We start from the raw sequence: 13094 nt of genomic DNA on the forward strand, positions 1-13094 counted from the left end.
TATACAGGCCATGGACATCGCCGGGTCAGGCGATAGGTTTCGCCGGACTGGATGAAAGCGAGACGCGCCATGCCCTTTACCCTTGCCACCTGGAACATCAACTCGGTCCGCCTGCGCGAACCCATCGTGTGCAAGCTTTTGGCCGAGGAAGGGCCTGACATCCTGTGCCTGCAAGAGATCAAGTCGCCGGTCGACAAGATGCCAGTCGAAAGCTTTGCCGAACTGGGCTACCGGCACGTCGTTGCGCACGGGCAAAAGGGCTATAACGGAGTCGCCATCCTGTCGCGCCTGCCGATCGAGGAAGTCGCGCGCGAGGATTTCGCCACCCTCGGCCATGCCCGCCATGTCGCGGCGCGGCTGGAAAGCGGGGTCACCATCCACAATTTCTATGTCCCCGCCGGTGGTGATGTGCCCGACCGCGAGGTGAACGAGAAGTTCGGCCAGAAGCTAGACTACCTGACCGAAATGCGCGACTGGTTCCACGCAAACAGTCCCGAGAAATCCATTCTGGTGGGTGATCTCAACATCGCCCCGCGCGAGGATGACGTCTGGAGCCACAAGCAACTCCTCAAGATCGTGTCGCACACGCCGATCGAGGTCGATCACCTGGGCCAAGTGATGGATGCAGGCAAATGGGTCGACATCACTCGCCAGGACATCCCCGAGGGTCTTTTGTATTCCTGGTGGTCCTACCGGGCCAAGGATTGGGATGCCGCTGACAAGGGTCGCCGGTTGGATCATGTCTGGGCCACGCCGGATATCGCGAGTGCGGGCCATTCCAGCCGTATCCTGCGCGACGCGCGCGGGTGGGAGAAACCCAGCGACCACGCCCCGGTTTTTGCTAGTTTCGACCTTTGATCGAATAGAATCCGGCCCCAGGAGAGAACTGAGGCCTTGGTTTCCCTGCATGTCAGGCGCATATAGGGGCCAAATCCGAACCGGAGAAAAGAGACGATGGAACTTCTGAATGGCGCGGGCGCAGCCCCCGCAGGCGATCTGATCAAGGACACGAATGAAGCCACCTTCATGGCCGACGTGGTCGAGGCCAGCCAGACGGTTCCGGTGATCGTCGATTTCTGGGCGCCCTGGTGCGGCCCGTGCAAGACGCTGGGTCCCGCGCTTGAGGCCGCCGTGACCGCCGCCAAGGGCGCGGTGAAGATGGTCAAGGTCAATGTCGATGAAAACCAGATGATCGCAGGCCAGATGCGGATCCAGTCGATACCGACCGTCTATGCGTTCTATCAGGGCCAGCCGGTCGACGGGTTTCAGGGCGCGCTGCCCGCGTCTGAGATCAAGGGCTTCATCGACCGTGTGGTCGCCGCCGCCGGTGGAGAGGCCCCCGGCGCCCAGCTTGACGAGGCGGTTGCCGCCGCCGAAGAGATGCTGGAGCAGGGCGCCGCCGCCGATGCGGCAGAAACCTTTGCCGCGATCCTCGGCGAAGAGCCCGACCATGCCGCCGCCTATGGCGGGCTGGTGCGCGCCCATATCGCGCTGGGCGATCTGGATCAGGCCGAGGCAATCCTGAACGGCGCACCCGCGGCGATCTCGACCAAGCCCGAGCTTGAGGCCGCGCATGCCCAGCTGGAACTGGCGCGTCAGGCGTCGAATGCTGGTCCTGTCGCCGAACTTGCCGCTGCGGTTGAGGCCGATCCGAACAACCACCAGGCCCGGTTTGATCTGGCTCAGGCTTTGCATGCTGCTGGCCAGACCGAAGAGGCGGTTGCCGAACTGCTCGACCTGTTCCGCCGTGACCGCGAGTGGAACGAGGGCGCCGCCAAGGCGCAGCTGTTCACCATCTTCGATGCGCTCAAACCCAACGATCCGATCGTACTCAATGGCCGGCGCAAACTCAGCTCGATGATATTTGCCTAATCCCGCGATAGAGCTACAGTTGAAGGCATGATGCAATCCGCTGACCTTCCCGACACGTTGGCGGTTTTTCCGCTTCCCGGAGCGCTGCTGCTGCCCCGGTCGCGGCTGCCGCTGCATGTTTTCGAACCGCGCTACCTGCAGATGCTGGATGACGCATTGCGCACGCCGCAGAGGCTGATCGGTATGGTACAGCCCAATCCCTGTCGTCAGGATGGCGGCAAGTTGCACCAGATCGGTTGTGCCGGGCGGGTCACTCAGTTTTCGGAAACCGAGGACGGGCGGTACATGATCACCCTGACCGGTGTGTCGCGCTTTCGGATAAAGTCCGAGGTTGACGGGTTTGCACCCTATCGCCGCTGCACCGTCTGCTGGAAAAGCTTCGATCACGATCTGGCTTCTTCCTGCGCGCCCGATCCCCGGTTCGACCGGGATGCCTTCCTGCGACTGCTGCAAAGGTTTTTCGAGGCGCGCGACATGTGCACCGACTGGGACAGCCTGACCCAGGCCGATGATGAGCTGCTGGTCAATTCGCTGTCGATGCTGCTGGATTTCACGCCCGAGGACAAACAGGCCCTGCTCGAAGCACCCTGCCTCAAGACCCGGCGCGAAACGCTGGTCACCCTGATCGAATTCGCCCTCTGCGGTAACAGTGGCAAGGATCCCCTGCAATGAGTGAAACCGCCACTTCCTTTGACCGCCGTATGCTCGAGGCGCTGGTCTGTCCCGTCACTCATGCCACGTTGGAATACGATGCCGAGGCGCAGGAACTGGTGTCGAAGGGGGCCAAGCTGGCCTTTCCGATCCGCAACGGGATCCCGGTGATGCTGGTGGACGAGGCGCGCCCGCTGGATGACTGAACGGCCTGCGGCCTATATCCTCTGCGGGACGCCGCGCAGCGGCAGCACCCTCCTTTGCGGCTATCTGGCGGCCACCGGCGTGGCCGGAGCCCCCGATTCCTTCTTTCGCACACAATCCGTTGATTGGTGGGCCCAGGATTGGGGCCTGCCCGAGACGCTGCGCCCGGGCGCGGCCGGATTTGACCGTGCGTATCTGGATTCGGCGCTGGTCGAGGGGCGCGGCGGGACGCCGGTATTCGGGCTGCGCCTGATGCGCGAGAATCTGGGCGATATGCTGGGCATGCTGGACCATCTCTATCCCGGACTGCCCCGCGATACTGCCTTGATCGAGGCGGCATTCGGACTAACCCGCTATCTGCACCTGCGCCGCCGGGACAAGGTGGCGCAAGCAGTGTCGCGGGTGCGGGCCGAGCAATCGGGGCTCTGGCATATTGCGCCCGATGGGCGCGAGATCGAACGGCTCGCCCCCCATCGCGACCCGGTCTACGATTTCGACGCGATCGACGGCCATGTGCGCGCGCTTGAGACTTATGAAGCGGGCTGGACCGACTGGTTCCTCGCCCAGGGCATCACGCCGCTCGTCATCGACTACGAAGACCTCGCGGACACGCCGATAGAGGTGGTCTCGGCCATTCTTTCGCATCTGGGTCAGGACCCGGAGCGGGCGCAGGGCCTGACCCCGGCGGTTGCCAAACTCTCCGGCGAAGAAAGCCGGGACTGGGCGCACCGGTACCGGGCGCAACGCGAAGGACGCGCCTGAGGCGAGGACGCCTGCCAGGGCGGAGGAGCCGCACTCAGATCGCGCGGCCCTGCATCAGTTTCGGCAGGTCACCGGTCAGCCCGGCCGCCTCGCGCACGAAACCGCGCCGCAGGCCGGGGAAAGCGCCGATCACGCCCATGCCGACATCGCGGCCCAACCGCAAAAGCGGGTTGTCGTTGGAAAACAGCCGGTTGAAGGCATCGGTCGCCAGTGCCAGCGTCGCCGTGTCGAACCGGCGCCACTGCTGATAGCGCTCCAGCACTGGGGCTGCGCCGATATCCTCGCCCCGGCGTACGGCCAGGATCAGAACCTCGGCCAGCGCGCCCACGTCGCGCAGGCCCGCGTTCAGCCCCTGACCGGCAATCGGATGCATCCCGTGCGCCGCATCTCCCACCAGCGCCAGCCGTTCGCCGACAAAGGCATTGGCGACCGTCAGGTTCAGCGGATAGGTAAACCGGGCACCCTCCAGCCGGATCTCGCCCAGAAAATCGCCGAACCGGGGCCGCAGGATTTCCAGGTATTCCGCCTCGGGAAGGGCGTTGATGCGGGCGGCGGCCTCCGTCCGTTCGCTCCAGACGATCGAGCTGCGATTGCCGGGCAGCGGCAGGATCGCCAGCGGCCCCGGCGGCATGAAGAACTGATGCGCGATCCCATGATGGGGCCGCTCATGCGCGATGGCGCAGACCAGCGCGGTCTGGCCGTAATCCCAGCCGGTCCGCTTGATGCCCGCGCGCGCGGCGGTGCCGCTCTTGCGCCCGTCGCAGCCCACCACCAACCCGGCGCGCAGGTGCGAGCCGTCGGCCAGTGTCAGCGTAACGCCGGTTCCATCCGTCTGTTGGGCGATAACGGCGGTGCCGTTCAGCCGGGTGATGCCCGGCTCCGCCTCCATCGCGGCCAGCAGTGCACGCCGCAGATAGCGATCCTCGACCATATAGCCCATTGGCCCTTCTTCGATCTCGGCATGGTCGAAATGCAGGAAGAAGGGGGAGGGGCCGGCGCCGGCATGACCGTCGCTGACCTTGATCTCGAGCATCGGTTGGGCGGCACCCGCCACGTGATCCCAGACACCCACAGCGGCCAGCAGCCGTTGCGAGGCCAGCGCCAGCGCATAGGCGCGGCCATCGAATGCGGCGTCTGTGCGCAGCGGGTCGGGCAGGGCATCCACCAGGGTAACGCTTTGCCCGCTCTGGGCCAGTGCCAGGGCCAGCACCGGACCGTTCAGCCCGCCACCCACGATTGCGATATCGGCTCTATGTTCCATGAGTCGCAATATGCGCGCCGGTTCGGGATTGTCCATGCGCAGTCCTGTCGCTACCGTCGCGGCAAAAGCAAGCGGGAGGGTAAGATGAGCGATTGGCTGACCATGACGGCAAGCGATCTGGGGCGCGGTATCGCGGCGGGGCGGATCGACCCTGTCGAACTGACCGAATGCTATCTGAATGCAATCGATGCCCATCCCGACCGCGACCGCATCTATGCCCGCGTCACCGCCGACCGCGCCCGGGCCGAGGCGCGCGCCGCCGCCGAGCGCGCCAGGCTGGGCCTGCGCCGATCGTTGTTCGATGGCGTACCGCTCAGCTGGAAGGACCTGTTCGACAGCGCGGGCGTGGCCACCGAGTCCGGCTCGGCCCTGCTCAAGGGGCGGGTGCCCGAGGCGGATGCCCAGGTATTGCGCAATGCCACCGCCGCCGGCGCCGTCTGCCTGGGCAAGACCCATATGAGCGAGCTGGCCTTTTCCGGTCTGGGCCTCAACCCTGTCACCGCAACCCCGCCCAACCCGCATGATCCGGCCTGGGTGCCGGGCGGGTCCTCTTCGGGTGCGGCGGCCTCGGTCTCGTTTGGTCTTGCCGCCTGTGGCATCGGCTCGGATACCGGTGGGTCTGTTCGCATCCCCTCGGCCTGGCACGATCTGGTTGGGCTCAAGACCACTTCGGGGCGGCTCAGCCTCGAAGGGGTGGTGCCGCTCTGCCTGAAATTCGACACGGTCGGCCCGCTGGCCCGCTCGGTCGAGGATGCGGCCGAGGCGCTGGCTCTGCTTGAGGGAGGGCGCGCCGCCGACTTGCGCAGCGCCTCGCTCAATGGCTGTCGTCTGGCCGTGTTGCAAACCGTGGCGCTGGATGATCTGCGTGAGGCGCCGGGCGCGGGGTTCGAGTCGGCGCTGACGCGTCTGTCCGCCGCCGGGGCCGAGATCGTGCCGCTTGATGTGCCCGAACTGGTCGATGCGATGGCCTTGTCCGGTGTGCTCTACACTGCCGAGGCCTATGGCCTGTGGCGGGATGTGATCGAGGCCAATCCGGATGCCATGTATGACCAGATCCTGGAGCGGTTCCGCGCCGGTGCTGGTTTCTCCGGCCCTGATTACGTGGCCGCCTGGGCGCGGCTGGAAACCTGCCGCGCGGCCTGGGACAGCGCGGTTTCCGGGTTCGATGCGGTGCTGATGCCCACCGCGCCGATCCTGCCGCCCGACCGTGACCGGCTGCTCAGCGACCACGACTATTACGTGTCCGAAAACCTGCTGGCGCTGCGCAATACCCGCATCGGCAACCTGATGGGCCTGTGTGGGCTGAGCCTGCCCACGGGCATGCCGGCCTGCGGTCTGATGATGCTTGGGCGCCCGGACGGCGAAGAGGCGCTGTTGCGCGTGGGCGCGGCGGCAGAGCACGCGCTGACCTGAATGCCACAATTCCCTGCGCGGGCAACGCTTTGTCTGGACGCACGCGGGGATCGTCTGTACTTTGGTTCGCAAACGGGGCGTTGACGATCCCGACACGAGGCAGACCAGATGAAATTCCCCGAGCGGTTTTCGAACCTACCGGCATATGCATTCCCGCGCCTGCGTGCGTTGCTCGACCACCATCCGGCGGGCGGCGAAGTCGTGCATATGACCATCGGCGAGCCCAAGCACGATTTCCCGGCCTGGGTTACCGAAGTGATCGTCGAGAATGCCCATCTGTGCCAAAGTTATCCGCCGAACGAGGGCTCACCCGAGTTGCGCGGCGCGATCACGGACTGGATCGCGCGCCGCTATGGCGTGACGCTCGACCCCGAGAAAAACGTGATGGCGCTGAATGGCACGCGGGAGGGTCTATACAACTCCGCCATGGCGCTCTGCCCCGAGCAGAAGAACGGACAGCGACCAATCGTGCTGTGTCCGAACCCGTTCTATCAGGTCTATATGGTGGCTGCGATCTCGGTCGGTGCCGAGCCGCATTTCGTGCCCGCCACCGCCGCCACCGGACATCTGCCCGACTACGCCAGCCTGCCCACCGAGGTTCTGAACCGCACCGCCGTGGCCTATATCTGTTCTCCGGCCAACCCGCAGGGCGCAGTCGCCAGCCGTGCATATTGGGCCGAGTTGATCGGACTGGCCGAACAATACGATTTCCGCATTTTCGCCGACGAGTGTTACTCCGAGATCTACCGTGACACGGCGCCCACGGGCGCGCTGACCGTCGCCCAAGAGATGGGCGCCGATCCCGAACGGGTGGTGCTGTTCAACTCGCTTTCGAAACGTTCGAACCTGGCGGGCCTGCGCTCGGGCCTGATCGCGGGTGGGCCGGAAACGCTGAAACATGTCAAGCAGTTGCGCAACTATTCCGGAGCGCCACTGCCGGGGCCTTTGCAGGCAGCCGCCGCGCGGGTCTGGGCGGATGAGGCGCATGTCGCCGAAAATCGCGCGCTTTATCAGGAGAAATACGCGCTGGCCGATCAGGTCTTTGCCGGGGTGCAGGGCTATCAGCCGCCCGAGGCCGGGTTTTTCCTTTGGTTGCCGGTCGATGACGGCGAGGCGGCGGCGCTCAAGGCATGGCGCGAAACCGGCGTCCGGGTGCTCCCTGGCGCCTATCTGGCACAGGGAAAACCGGGGCAGAATCCCGGAGAGACATATATCAGGGTCGCAATGGTGGCCCCAAAACAAGACTTGCAGCGCGGGCTGATCGCCCTTCGCGACTGCATCTATCGCTGAGGTTCGAGGGTAGCATGGCATCATATCACGCACGCAATCGCGATCCGCTTCTGGACAGCAACATGCAGGCCGCCATCGAGCGGCGCGGGAAAGAGTTGCTGGGGCTGGCGCTGATCGTGCTGGGCCTGCTTGCTGCGGCGATGGTGGGCACCTATACGCCCGACGACCCCAACTGGATGGTATCGACCGATGCGCCAGTGCAGAACTGGACCGGGAGGATTGGTGCGTCGATCGCGGCGCCGCTGTTCATGATCGTCGGTGGCGGCGCCTGGGGCATCCCGCTGGTGCTGGTCGCCTGGGGGCTGCGCTTTGCCCTGCATTCGGGCGAGGATCGGGCGATGGGCCGGTTGGTCTTCATGCCGATCTGGATCGCGGTCGTGTCTGTCTATGCCGCCACTCTTGTTCCGGGCGAGGCCTGGCGCGCGACGCACAGTTTCGGACTGGGTGGTCTGTTTGGCGACACCGTGATGGGGGCGCTGCTGACGCTGGTTCCGCTGGGGTCACATCTGATGGTCAAGTTGACCTCGCTGGCAATGGCTGTGGTCATGCTTGCGATGGCGGCCTTTGTGCTGGGGTTCACCTGGCCCGAGATACGGCGCGGCTTGCGTCACGCGATGGTGGGGGCGATCATTGTCTACGGCGGCTTGATGACGCTGCTGGGTCGTGGCGCATCGGCCGGGGTCGCGGCGGCGCGGGCGCGTCAGGCGTTGCGGGCCGAACGGCGCGAGGCGGCGCGGTTGGCCGCCGAAGAGGCCAGGTTCGCCGAAGAGGCCGCCTATGCCGAGACTTTGGTAGAGGAAGAGACGGTTCCCGAACCGGCGCCGCAACCCAAGCCCAGCCTGCTGGCGCGGGTGCCGGGGCTGATCCGTCGACCCGAACCGATGCCGCAGCCGGAACTGGTCGAACCCGAACCGGTGCAGGGTTATGACAAGATGCCGGGGACCGAGCGTATCCAGTCCAAGATCGCCGCCGCCGTACGTAGCCGCAAGGAGGCCGCTGGCGTGGTTGCGCCGCCGCCCGATCCGCAGCGACCGCTGACCAAGGGACGCGGGCGCGGTCCCGACCCGCTTTTGCTGGACACCCGTCGCCGGGGTGATCTGCCGGCCGAGCCCCCGGTGACTGCCCCTCAGGCCCCGCAGGCAGCGCCGGTGTTCCCGCCGGTCAAGAGCCCGGCAACGCCCGAGTTGCGCGCTCCGGCGCCGGGTGCCGCGCCGCTGTCCACCCCGCTTTCGGTGGTCCCTGACATGGTCCGGGCCTCGGACTTTCAACATCTGACCGCGGAAGAGTTCGACCAGGATTGGGAACCCGTGGACAGTTTCGAAGCCGGACAGCCACCCGCGAACGATGCACCGGGGCAAGCGACAGCCAGGACCATTCAACCGCAACCGATACCCAACATTCCGGCAGCACAGCCACGCAAGCCGGTCGTGGCGCAGCCGGTGCGGCGCAACCCGGTACCTTCGCGCCGTGCGCAGGCCGAGGCGCAGCCGACGCTTGCCTTTGAAGAACCCGCCGTCGCCTTTGAACTGCCGCCCTTGAACCTGCTGGCCAGCCCCACCAGCATCCAGCGTCACCACCTCAGCGACGAGGCGCTCGAAGAAAACGCGCGCATGCTGGAAAACGTGCTGGACGATTATGGGGTGAAGGGCGAGATCGTCTCGGTCCGGCCCGGTCCCGTCGTCACCATGTACGAGCTGGAACCAGCGCCGGGTCTCAAGGCCAGCCGCGTCATCGGTCTGGCCGATGATATCGCGCGCTCGATGTCGGCGCTTTCGGCACGGGTCTCGACCGTGCCGGGCCGCTCGGTCATCGGTATCGAACTGCCCAATGAACACCGCGAAAAGGTGGTGCTGCGCGAAATCCTCGCCTCCCGCGATTTCGGCGATAGCAACATGAGCCTGCCGCTGGCGCTGGGCAAGGATATCGGTGGCGACTCGGTTGTGGCCAACCTTGCCAAGATGCCCCACCTGTTGATCGCGGGCACCACCGGTTCGGGTAAATCGGTGGCGATCAACACCATGATCCTCAGTCTGCTCTACAAGCTGACGCCCGCCGAATGCCGGCTGATCATGATCGATCCCAAGATGCTGGAACTCTCGGTTTATGACGGCATTCCGCATCTCCTCTCTCCCGTGGTGACCGACCCGAAAAAGGCCGTCGTTGCCCTGAAATGGGTGGTGGGCGAGATGGAGGACCGCTATCGCAAGATGTCCAAGATGGGCGTCCGCAACATCGAAGGCTTCAACGGCCGCGTCCGCGAGGCACTGGCCAAGGGCGAGATGTTCAGCCGCACGGTGCAGACCGGCTTTGACGACGAGACCGGCGAACCGGTGTTCGAGACCGAGGAATTCCAGCCCATCCCGCTGCCCTATATCGTCGTCATCGTCGACGAGATGGCCGACCTGATGATGGTCGCGGGCAAGGAGATCGAGGCCTGTATCCAGCGTCTGGCCCAGATGGCGCGGGCCTCGGGTATCCACCTGATCATGGCGACCCAGCGCCCCTCGGTCGATGTGATCACCGGTACCATCAAGGCCAACTTCCCCACCCGGATTTCCTTCCAGGTGACGTCAAAGATCGACAGCCGCACCATCCTGGGCGAGATGGGCGCCGAACAGCTCTTGGGCCAGGGCGACATGCTCTACATGGCGGGTGGCGCCAAGATCACCCGCTGCCACGGTCCCTTTGTCAGCGATGAAGAGGTCGAAGAAATCGTCAACCATCTGAAACAGTTCGGCCCGCCCGACTATATCGGTGGCGTGGTCGAAGGCCCGGACGATGACAAGGCAGACAATATCGACGCGGTGCTGGGGCTGAACACTGGCGGCAACACCGATGGTGAGGACGCGCTTTACGATCAGGCGGTGGCCATCGTCATCAAGGACCGCAAGTGCTCGACCTCCTACATTCAGCGGAAACTCGCCATCGGCTATAACAAGGCCGCCAGGCTGGTCGAGCAGATGGAGGACGAAGGCGTTGTTTCTTCGGCAAATCATGTGGGCAAACGCGAAATCCTGGTGCCGGAGCAGGGGTGATCTTCTCCGGCGCCGGGTGAATGCTTATCTGGGGTGACATGAAACGGATTGCACTCGCACTTGCGCTGACCCTGGTCGCGCCGGCAGCCTGGGCGGCGGACAAGCTGCCTTTGGCTGAAATATCGACCTATCTGAACGGTCTCAAAACCGTTCAGACCACGTTCACCCAGATCAACGATGACGGCTCGCTGAGTACCGGCAAACTGTGGCTGCAACGGCCTGGCCGAATGCGGTTCGAATACGACCCGCCCGACCGTTCGGTGGTGCTGGCCAAGGGCGGCACCGTGATCATCCACGACCCCAAGTCGAACCAGCCGCCCGAGCAATACCCGCTGAACCGCACGCCCTTGTCGATCGTGCTAGCGCGGACGGTGGACCTGGACCGAGCCAATATGGTGGTGGGGCATGCCTTTGACGGTACCGCCACCGTGGTCACCGCGCAGGACCCAGAGAACCCCGATTACGGGCGTATCGACCTCAGCTTTACCGGCGATCCGGTCGAATTGCGCAAATGGGTGGTCCATGATGGCGCCGGGTCGCGCACCACGGTGATCCTCGGGCAACTGACCAAGGGCAACAGCCTGAATCAGAACCTGTTCATCGACGGTCAGCCGGGCATCTCGGTCAACCGCTGAGCTTTGACAGAGACTGCCGGATCAATTCCGATAGCGGCGGCAGCTCGACAGCTGCCGCTGATACATGTTGGCCCGTGCCGCTACATCGTCGGCAGTGCGCAGCAACCAGGACTTTCCGTTATGGCTGCCACGGGCATATCCTGCATGCCCTTCGTGATAAGCCAAATACTGGTTGCGCGCATCTCCCAGCGAAATGCCGTTCTTCTCGCGCGTCTTGTTCATGTACCAGCCGATGAAATCCGAGGCGTCCTTGATCCGGTCGCGTTTGGCGCCGCGCCGCCCGGTTTCCTTGCGATACTGATCCCAGGTTCCGTCCAGCGCTTGGCTGTAGCCGAAAGCGCTGCTTTGCCGGCCAACCGGGATGACGCCCAGCACGAACTGGTGCGGCGTGCGCGCGTCGGATCGATACCGGCTTTCGTAATAAATGGTCGACATCTGGACATGCACGGGCACGCCCCATTTGCGTTCCGTCTGCTTGAACGCCTTCATGTATTCGGGGCGCTCGCCCGCGATACTGCATGCATCATCCAGATTGCGCGGCGGGTTTTTCGACCCACCGCTGCACGATACCAGCAACAGCACCGCAACCAGCGCGCAAAGAGATCTGCTCATCTGCCTCTTGCCTTTTTTCCGGCATTCTAGCGCATTCGGGTGGGCGATGGAATCACATTCGCTAGAGCACAGCAGCCAGAACCAGAGGCAAGGCCCCGACCGCCAGCAGGGTCGAGACCATTACCATCCCGGCCACCGCCTCGGCATCGGCGCCGAATCGTTCGGCTAGAAGATAGGCCGAAACCGCCGCGGGGACCGACATCTGAACCACCAGTACCCCAAGTGCAGGGCCGCTTAGCCCAAAGCCTTGCGCGACAAGCCAGCCGATCGGGAAACAGACCGCCAGTTTTAGCACCGAGAGTCCGACCGCCTGTCCGATCCGTCGGATCGACAGGCGGGCAATCGCCACACCCAGCGTAATCAGCATCAGCGGTACCGCCATCTGGCCGATCAGTTCCAGCGCGTTGGTCAGAAAGCGCGGGGTCTGCCAGCCCCGGGTCAGGAACAACGCCCCCAGCAGCGTTGCCCAGACCATCGGTTCGCGCGCGACCTTGGACAGCGATCCCTGACCCGCGACGACGTGGATGCCATAGGAAAAGGACCAGAGCGCACTGAGCGAAAAGAACACCACCGCATAACTCAACCCTTCGACTCCAAAGGCGAACATGCACAATGGCAGGCCCAGATTGCCGGTATTGCCGAACAGAAGCGGCGGCAGATAGGTACGCCGGTCCAGCCCGCTGGCCCGCACGATCAGTCCGAACACCATGGTCAGCGCCAGAATCGCCAGCGCCGAGGCCAGCGTGAAGCGGCTGAGGTCTCCGCCCGGTATGTCTGTCTTCATCAGCGCGACGAAGATCAGGCAGGGCACAGCCAGCATGGTGCCCAACCGGGTGACGAATTGCAGCCGGTACTCGAAGCCAAGCCGAACCCAGCCAAACCCGACCGCGGCGAGCAGAAAGACAGGGGCAACGATTTCAAGCACTGTCACGGCAAGGTTCACAGACTGTTTCCCTTAATTTTCGATCAATTGTTGGACACCGGGTGACGGTTGACGGTACTAATTGCACTAGGGGCTGAAATGACAATGATGAAATCACACGCCAAATATCATTTGGGGCAAGTGGTCCGTCATCGGAAACACCCGTTCCGGGGTGTCGTTTTCGATGTGGATCCGCAATTTGCCAACACCGAAGAGTGGTACCAGGCTATCCCCGAGGATAGCCGGCCGCTGAAAAACCAACCGTTCTACCATCTGCTCGCCGAGAACGATCAAAGCTACTATGTGGCTTATGTGTCCGAGCAGAACCTGATCGCCGACTATTCTGGCGAGCCGGTGGACCACCCGGATATTCCCGACATGTTCGGGCCATTTCAGGACGGAACCTATCCGTTACACTTCCAGTTAAATTGACGGCT

At 64.1% G+C, this 13094-nt stretch carries 13 protein-coding genes; 10 read left to right on the plus strand and 3 right to left on the minus strand.

The genetic code is table 11. The annotated features are described in order from the left end of the window. The first annotated feature begins 69 nt into the window (after positions 1-69). The 5 genes from AC2FL1_RS02360 (at position 70) to AC2FL1_RS02380 (ending at position 3489) form a co-directional block, all read left to right on the plus strand. The gene (locus AC2FL1_RS02360; protein WP_496826638.1) at positions 70-858 is read left to right on the plus strand and encodes an exodeoxyribonuclease III; all 789 of its coding nucleotides are present in this window, start codon (positions 70-72) and stop codon (positions 856-858) included. 96 nt (positions 859-954) lie between these two features. Next, positions 955-1872, plus strand: a complete 918-nt coding sequence (gene trxA, locus AC2FL1_RS02365; RefSeq protein ID WP_496875860.1) for a thioredoxin — start codon at positions 955-957, stop codon at positions 1870-1872. A 27-nt stretch (positions 1873-1899) separates the two neighbouring features. After that, positions 1900-2544, plus strand: a complete 645-nt coding sequence (locus tag AC2FL1_RS02370) for an LON peptidase substrate-binding domain-containing protein (protein WP_496826634.1) — start codon at positions 1900-1902, stop codon at positions 2542-2544. Continuing rightward, entirely contained in the window at positions 2541-2729 is a 189-nt protein-coding gene (locus tag AC2FL1_RS02375) for a Trm112 family protein (RefSeq protein WP_496826632.1), read from the plus strand. Before AC2FL1_RS02370 ends, AC2FL1_RS02375 begins: the two co-directional genes overlap by 4 nt. Then, positions 2722-3489: a Stf0 sulfotransferase family protein gene (locus AC2FL1_RS02380; RefSeq protein ID WP_496875861.1), complete on the plus strand. Its 768-nt coding sequence runs from the start codon at positions 2722-2724 to the stop codon at positions 3487-3489. The genes AC2FL1_RS02375 and AC2FL1_RS02380 overlap by 8 nt, the downstream gene beginning before the upstream one ends. Positions 3490-3523: 34 nt before the next feature. Here the strand turns inward: AC2FL1_RS02380 and AC2FL1_RS02385 are convergent, their stop codons facing one another. Beyond that, positions 3524-4786, minus strand: coding sequence for an FAD-dependent monooxygenase (locus AC2FL1_RS02385; RefSeq protein WP_496826628.1), 1263 nt, complete (start codon positions 4784-4786; stop codon positions 3524-3526). A 48-nt stretch (positions 4787-4834) separates the two neighbouring features. On the opposite strand from AC2FL1_RS02385, the gene AC2FL1_RS02390 reads away from it, so the two are divergent. From AC2FL1_RS02390 to AC2FL1_RS02405, 4 genes are all read left to right on the plus strand, one after another. Next, positions 4835-6163, plus strand: coding sequence for an amidase (locus AC2FL1_RS02390; protein WP_496875862.1), 1329 nt, complete (start codon positions 4835-4837; stop codon positions 6161-6163). A gap of 108 nt (positions 6164-6271) precedes the next feature. Continuing rightward, the gene (locus AC2FL1_RS02395; RefSeq protein WP_496875863.1) at positions 6272-7453 is read left to right on the plus strand and encodes an aminotransferase class I/II-fold pyridoxal phosphate-dependent enzyme; all 1182 of its coding nucleotides are present in this window, start codon (positions 6272-6274) and stop codon (positions 7451-7453) included. A gap of 14 nt (positions 7454-7467) precedes the next feature. Continuing rightward, positions 7468-10488, plus strand: a complete 3021-nt coding sequence (locus AC2FL1_RS02400; RefSeq protein ID WP_496826622.1) for a DNA translocase FtsK — start codon at positions 7468-7470, stop codon at positions 10486-10488. A gap of 38 nt (positions 10489-10526) precedes the next feature. Beyond that, positions 10527-11123, plus strand: a complete 597-nt coding sequence (locus tag AC2FL1_RS02405) for a LolA family protein (protein ID WP_496875864.1) — start codon at positions 10527-10529, stop codon at positions 11121-11123. Between the two features lie 21 nt (positions 11124-11144). Here the strand turns inward: AC2FL1_RS02405 and AC2FL1_RS02410 are convergent, their stop codons facing one another. Beyond that, on the minus strand, positions 11145-11735 hold the full coding sequence (locus AC2FL1_RS02410) for a transglycosylase SLT domain-containing protein (RefSeq protein WP_496826618.1): 591 nt from the start codon (positions 11733-11735) through the stop codon (positions 11145-11147). 61 nt (positions 11736-11796) lie between these two features. Next, positions 11797-12678, minus strand: a complete 882-nt coding sequence (locus AC2FL1_RS02415; RefSeq protein WP_496875865.1) for an AEC family transporter — start codon at positions 12676-12678, stop codon at positions 11797-11799. 84 nt (positions 12679-12762) lie between these two features. Between AC2FL1_RS02415 and hspQ the strand changes: the two genes are divergently transcribed. Further along, positions 12763-13089 carry a heat shock protein HspQ gene (gene hspQ / locus AC2FL1_RS02420; RefSeq protein ID WP_234144660.1) on the plus strand — a complete coding sequence of 109 codons (327 nt, stop codon included), beginning with the start codon at positions 12763-12765 and terminating at the stop codon, positions 13087-13089. Positions 13090-13094 lie beyond the last annotated feature (5 nt).

Source organism: Ruegeria sp. YKSF070 (assembly GCF_059612725.1).

What these genes read in the sequence shown, in the direction of transcription:
- AC2FL1_RS02395 (WP_496875863.1), top strand. Translation starts at nt 6,272, where the DNA reads ATGAAATTCCCCGAGCGGTTTTCGAACCTACCGGCATATGCATTCCCG.
- AC2FL1_RS02410 (WP_496826618.1), bottom strand. Translation starts at nt 11,735, where the DNA reads ATGAGCAGATCTCTTTGCGCGCTGGTTGCGGTGCTGTTGCTGGTATCG.
- trxA (WP_496875860.1), top strand. Translation starts at nt 955, where the DNA reads ATGGAACTTCTGAATGGCGCGGGCGCAGCCCCCGCAGGCGATCTGATC.
- AC2FL1_RS02400 (WP_496826622.1), top strand. Translation starts at nt 7,468, where the DNA reads ATGGCATCATATCACGCACGCAATCGCGATCCGCTTCTGGACAGCAAC.
- AC2FL1_RS02390 (WP_496875862.1), top strand. Translation starts at nt 4,835, where the DNA reads ATGAGCGATTGGCTGACCATGACGGCAAGCGATCTGGGGCGCGGTATC.
- hspQ (WP_234144660.1), top strand. Translation starts at nt 12,763, where the DNA reads ATGATGAAATCACACGCCAAATATCATTTGGGGCAAGTGGTCCGTCAT.
- AC2FL1_RS02405 (WP_496875864.1), top strand. Translation starts at nt 10,527, where the DNA reads ATGAAACGGATTGCACTCGCACTTGCGCTGACCCTGGTCGCGCCGGCA.
- AC2FL1_RS02380 (WP_496875861.1), top strand. Translation starts at nt 2,722, where the DNA reads ATGACTGAACGGCCTGCGGCCTATATCCTCTGCGGGACGCCGCGCAGC.
- AC2FL1_RS02385 (WP_496826628.1), bottom strand. Translation starts at nt 4,786, where the DNA reads ATGGACAATCCCGAACCGGCGCGCATATTGCGACTCATGGAACATAGA.
- AC2FL1_RS02360 (WP_496826638.1), top strand. Translation starts at nt 70, where the DNA reads ATGCCCTTTACCCTTGCCACCTGGAACATCAACTCGGTCCGCCTGCGC.
- AC2FL1_RS02375 (WP_496826632.1), top strand. Translation starts at nt 2,541, where the DNA reads ATGAGTGAAACCGCCACTTCCTTTGACCGCCGTATGCTCGAGGCGCTG.
- AC2FL1_RS02370 (WP_496826634.1), top strand. Translation starts at nt 1,900, where the DNA reads ATGATGCAATCCGCTGACCTTCCCGACACGTTGGCGGTTTTTCCGCTT.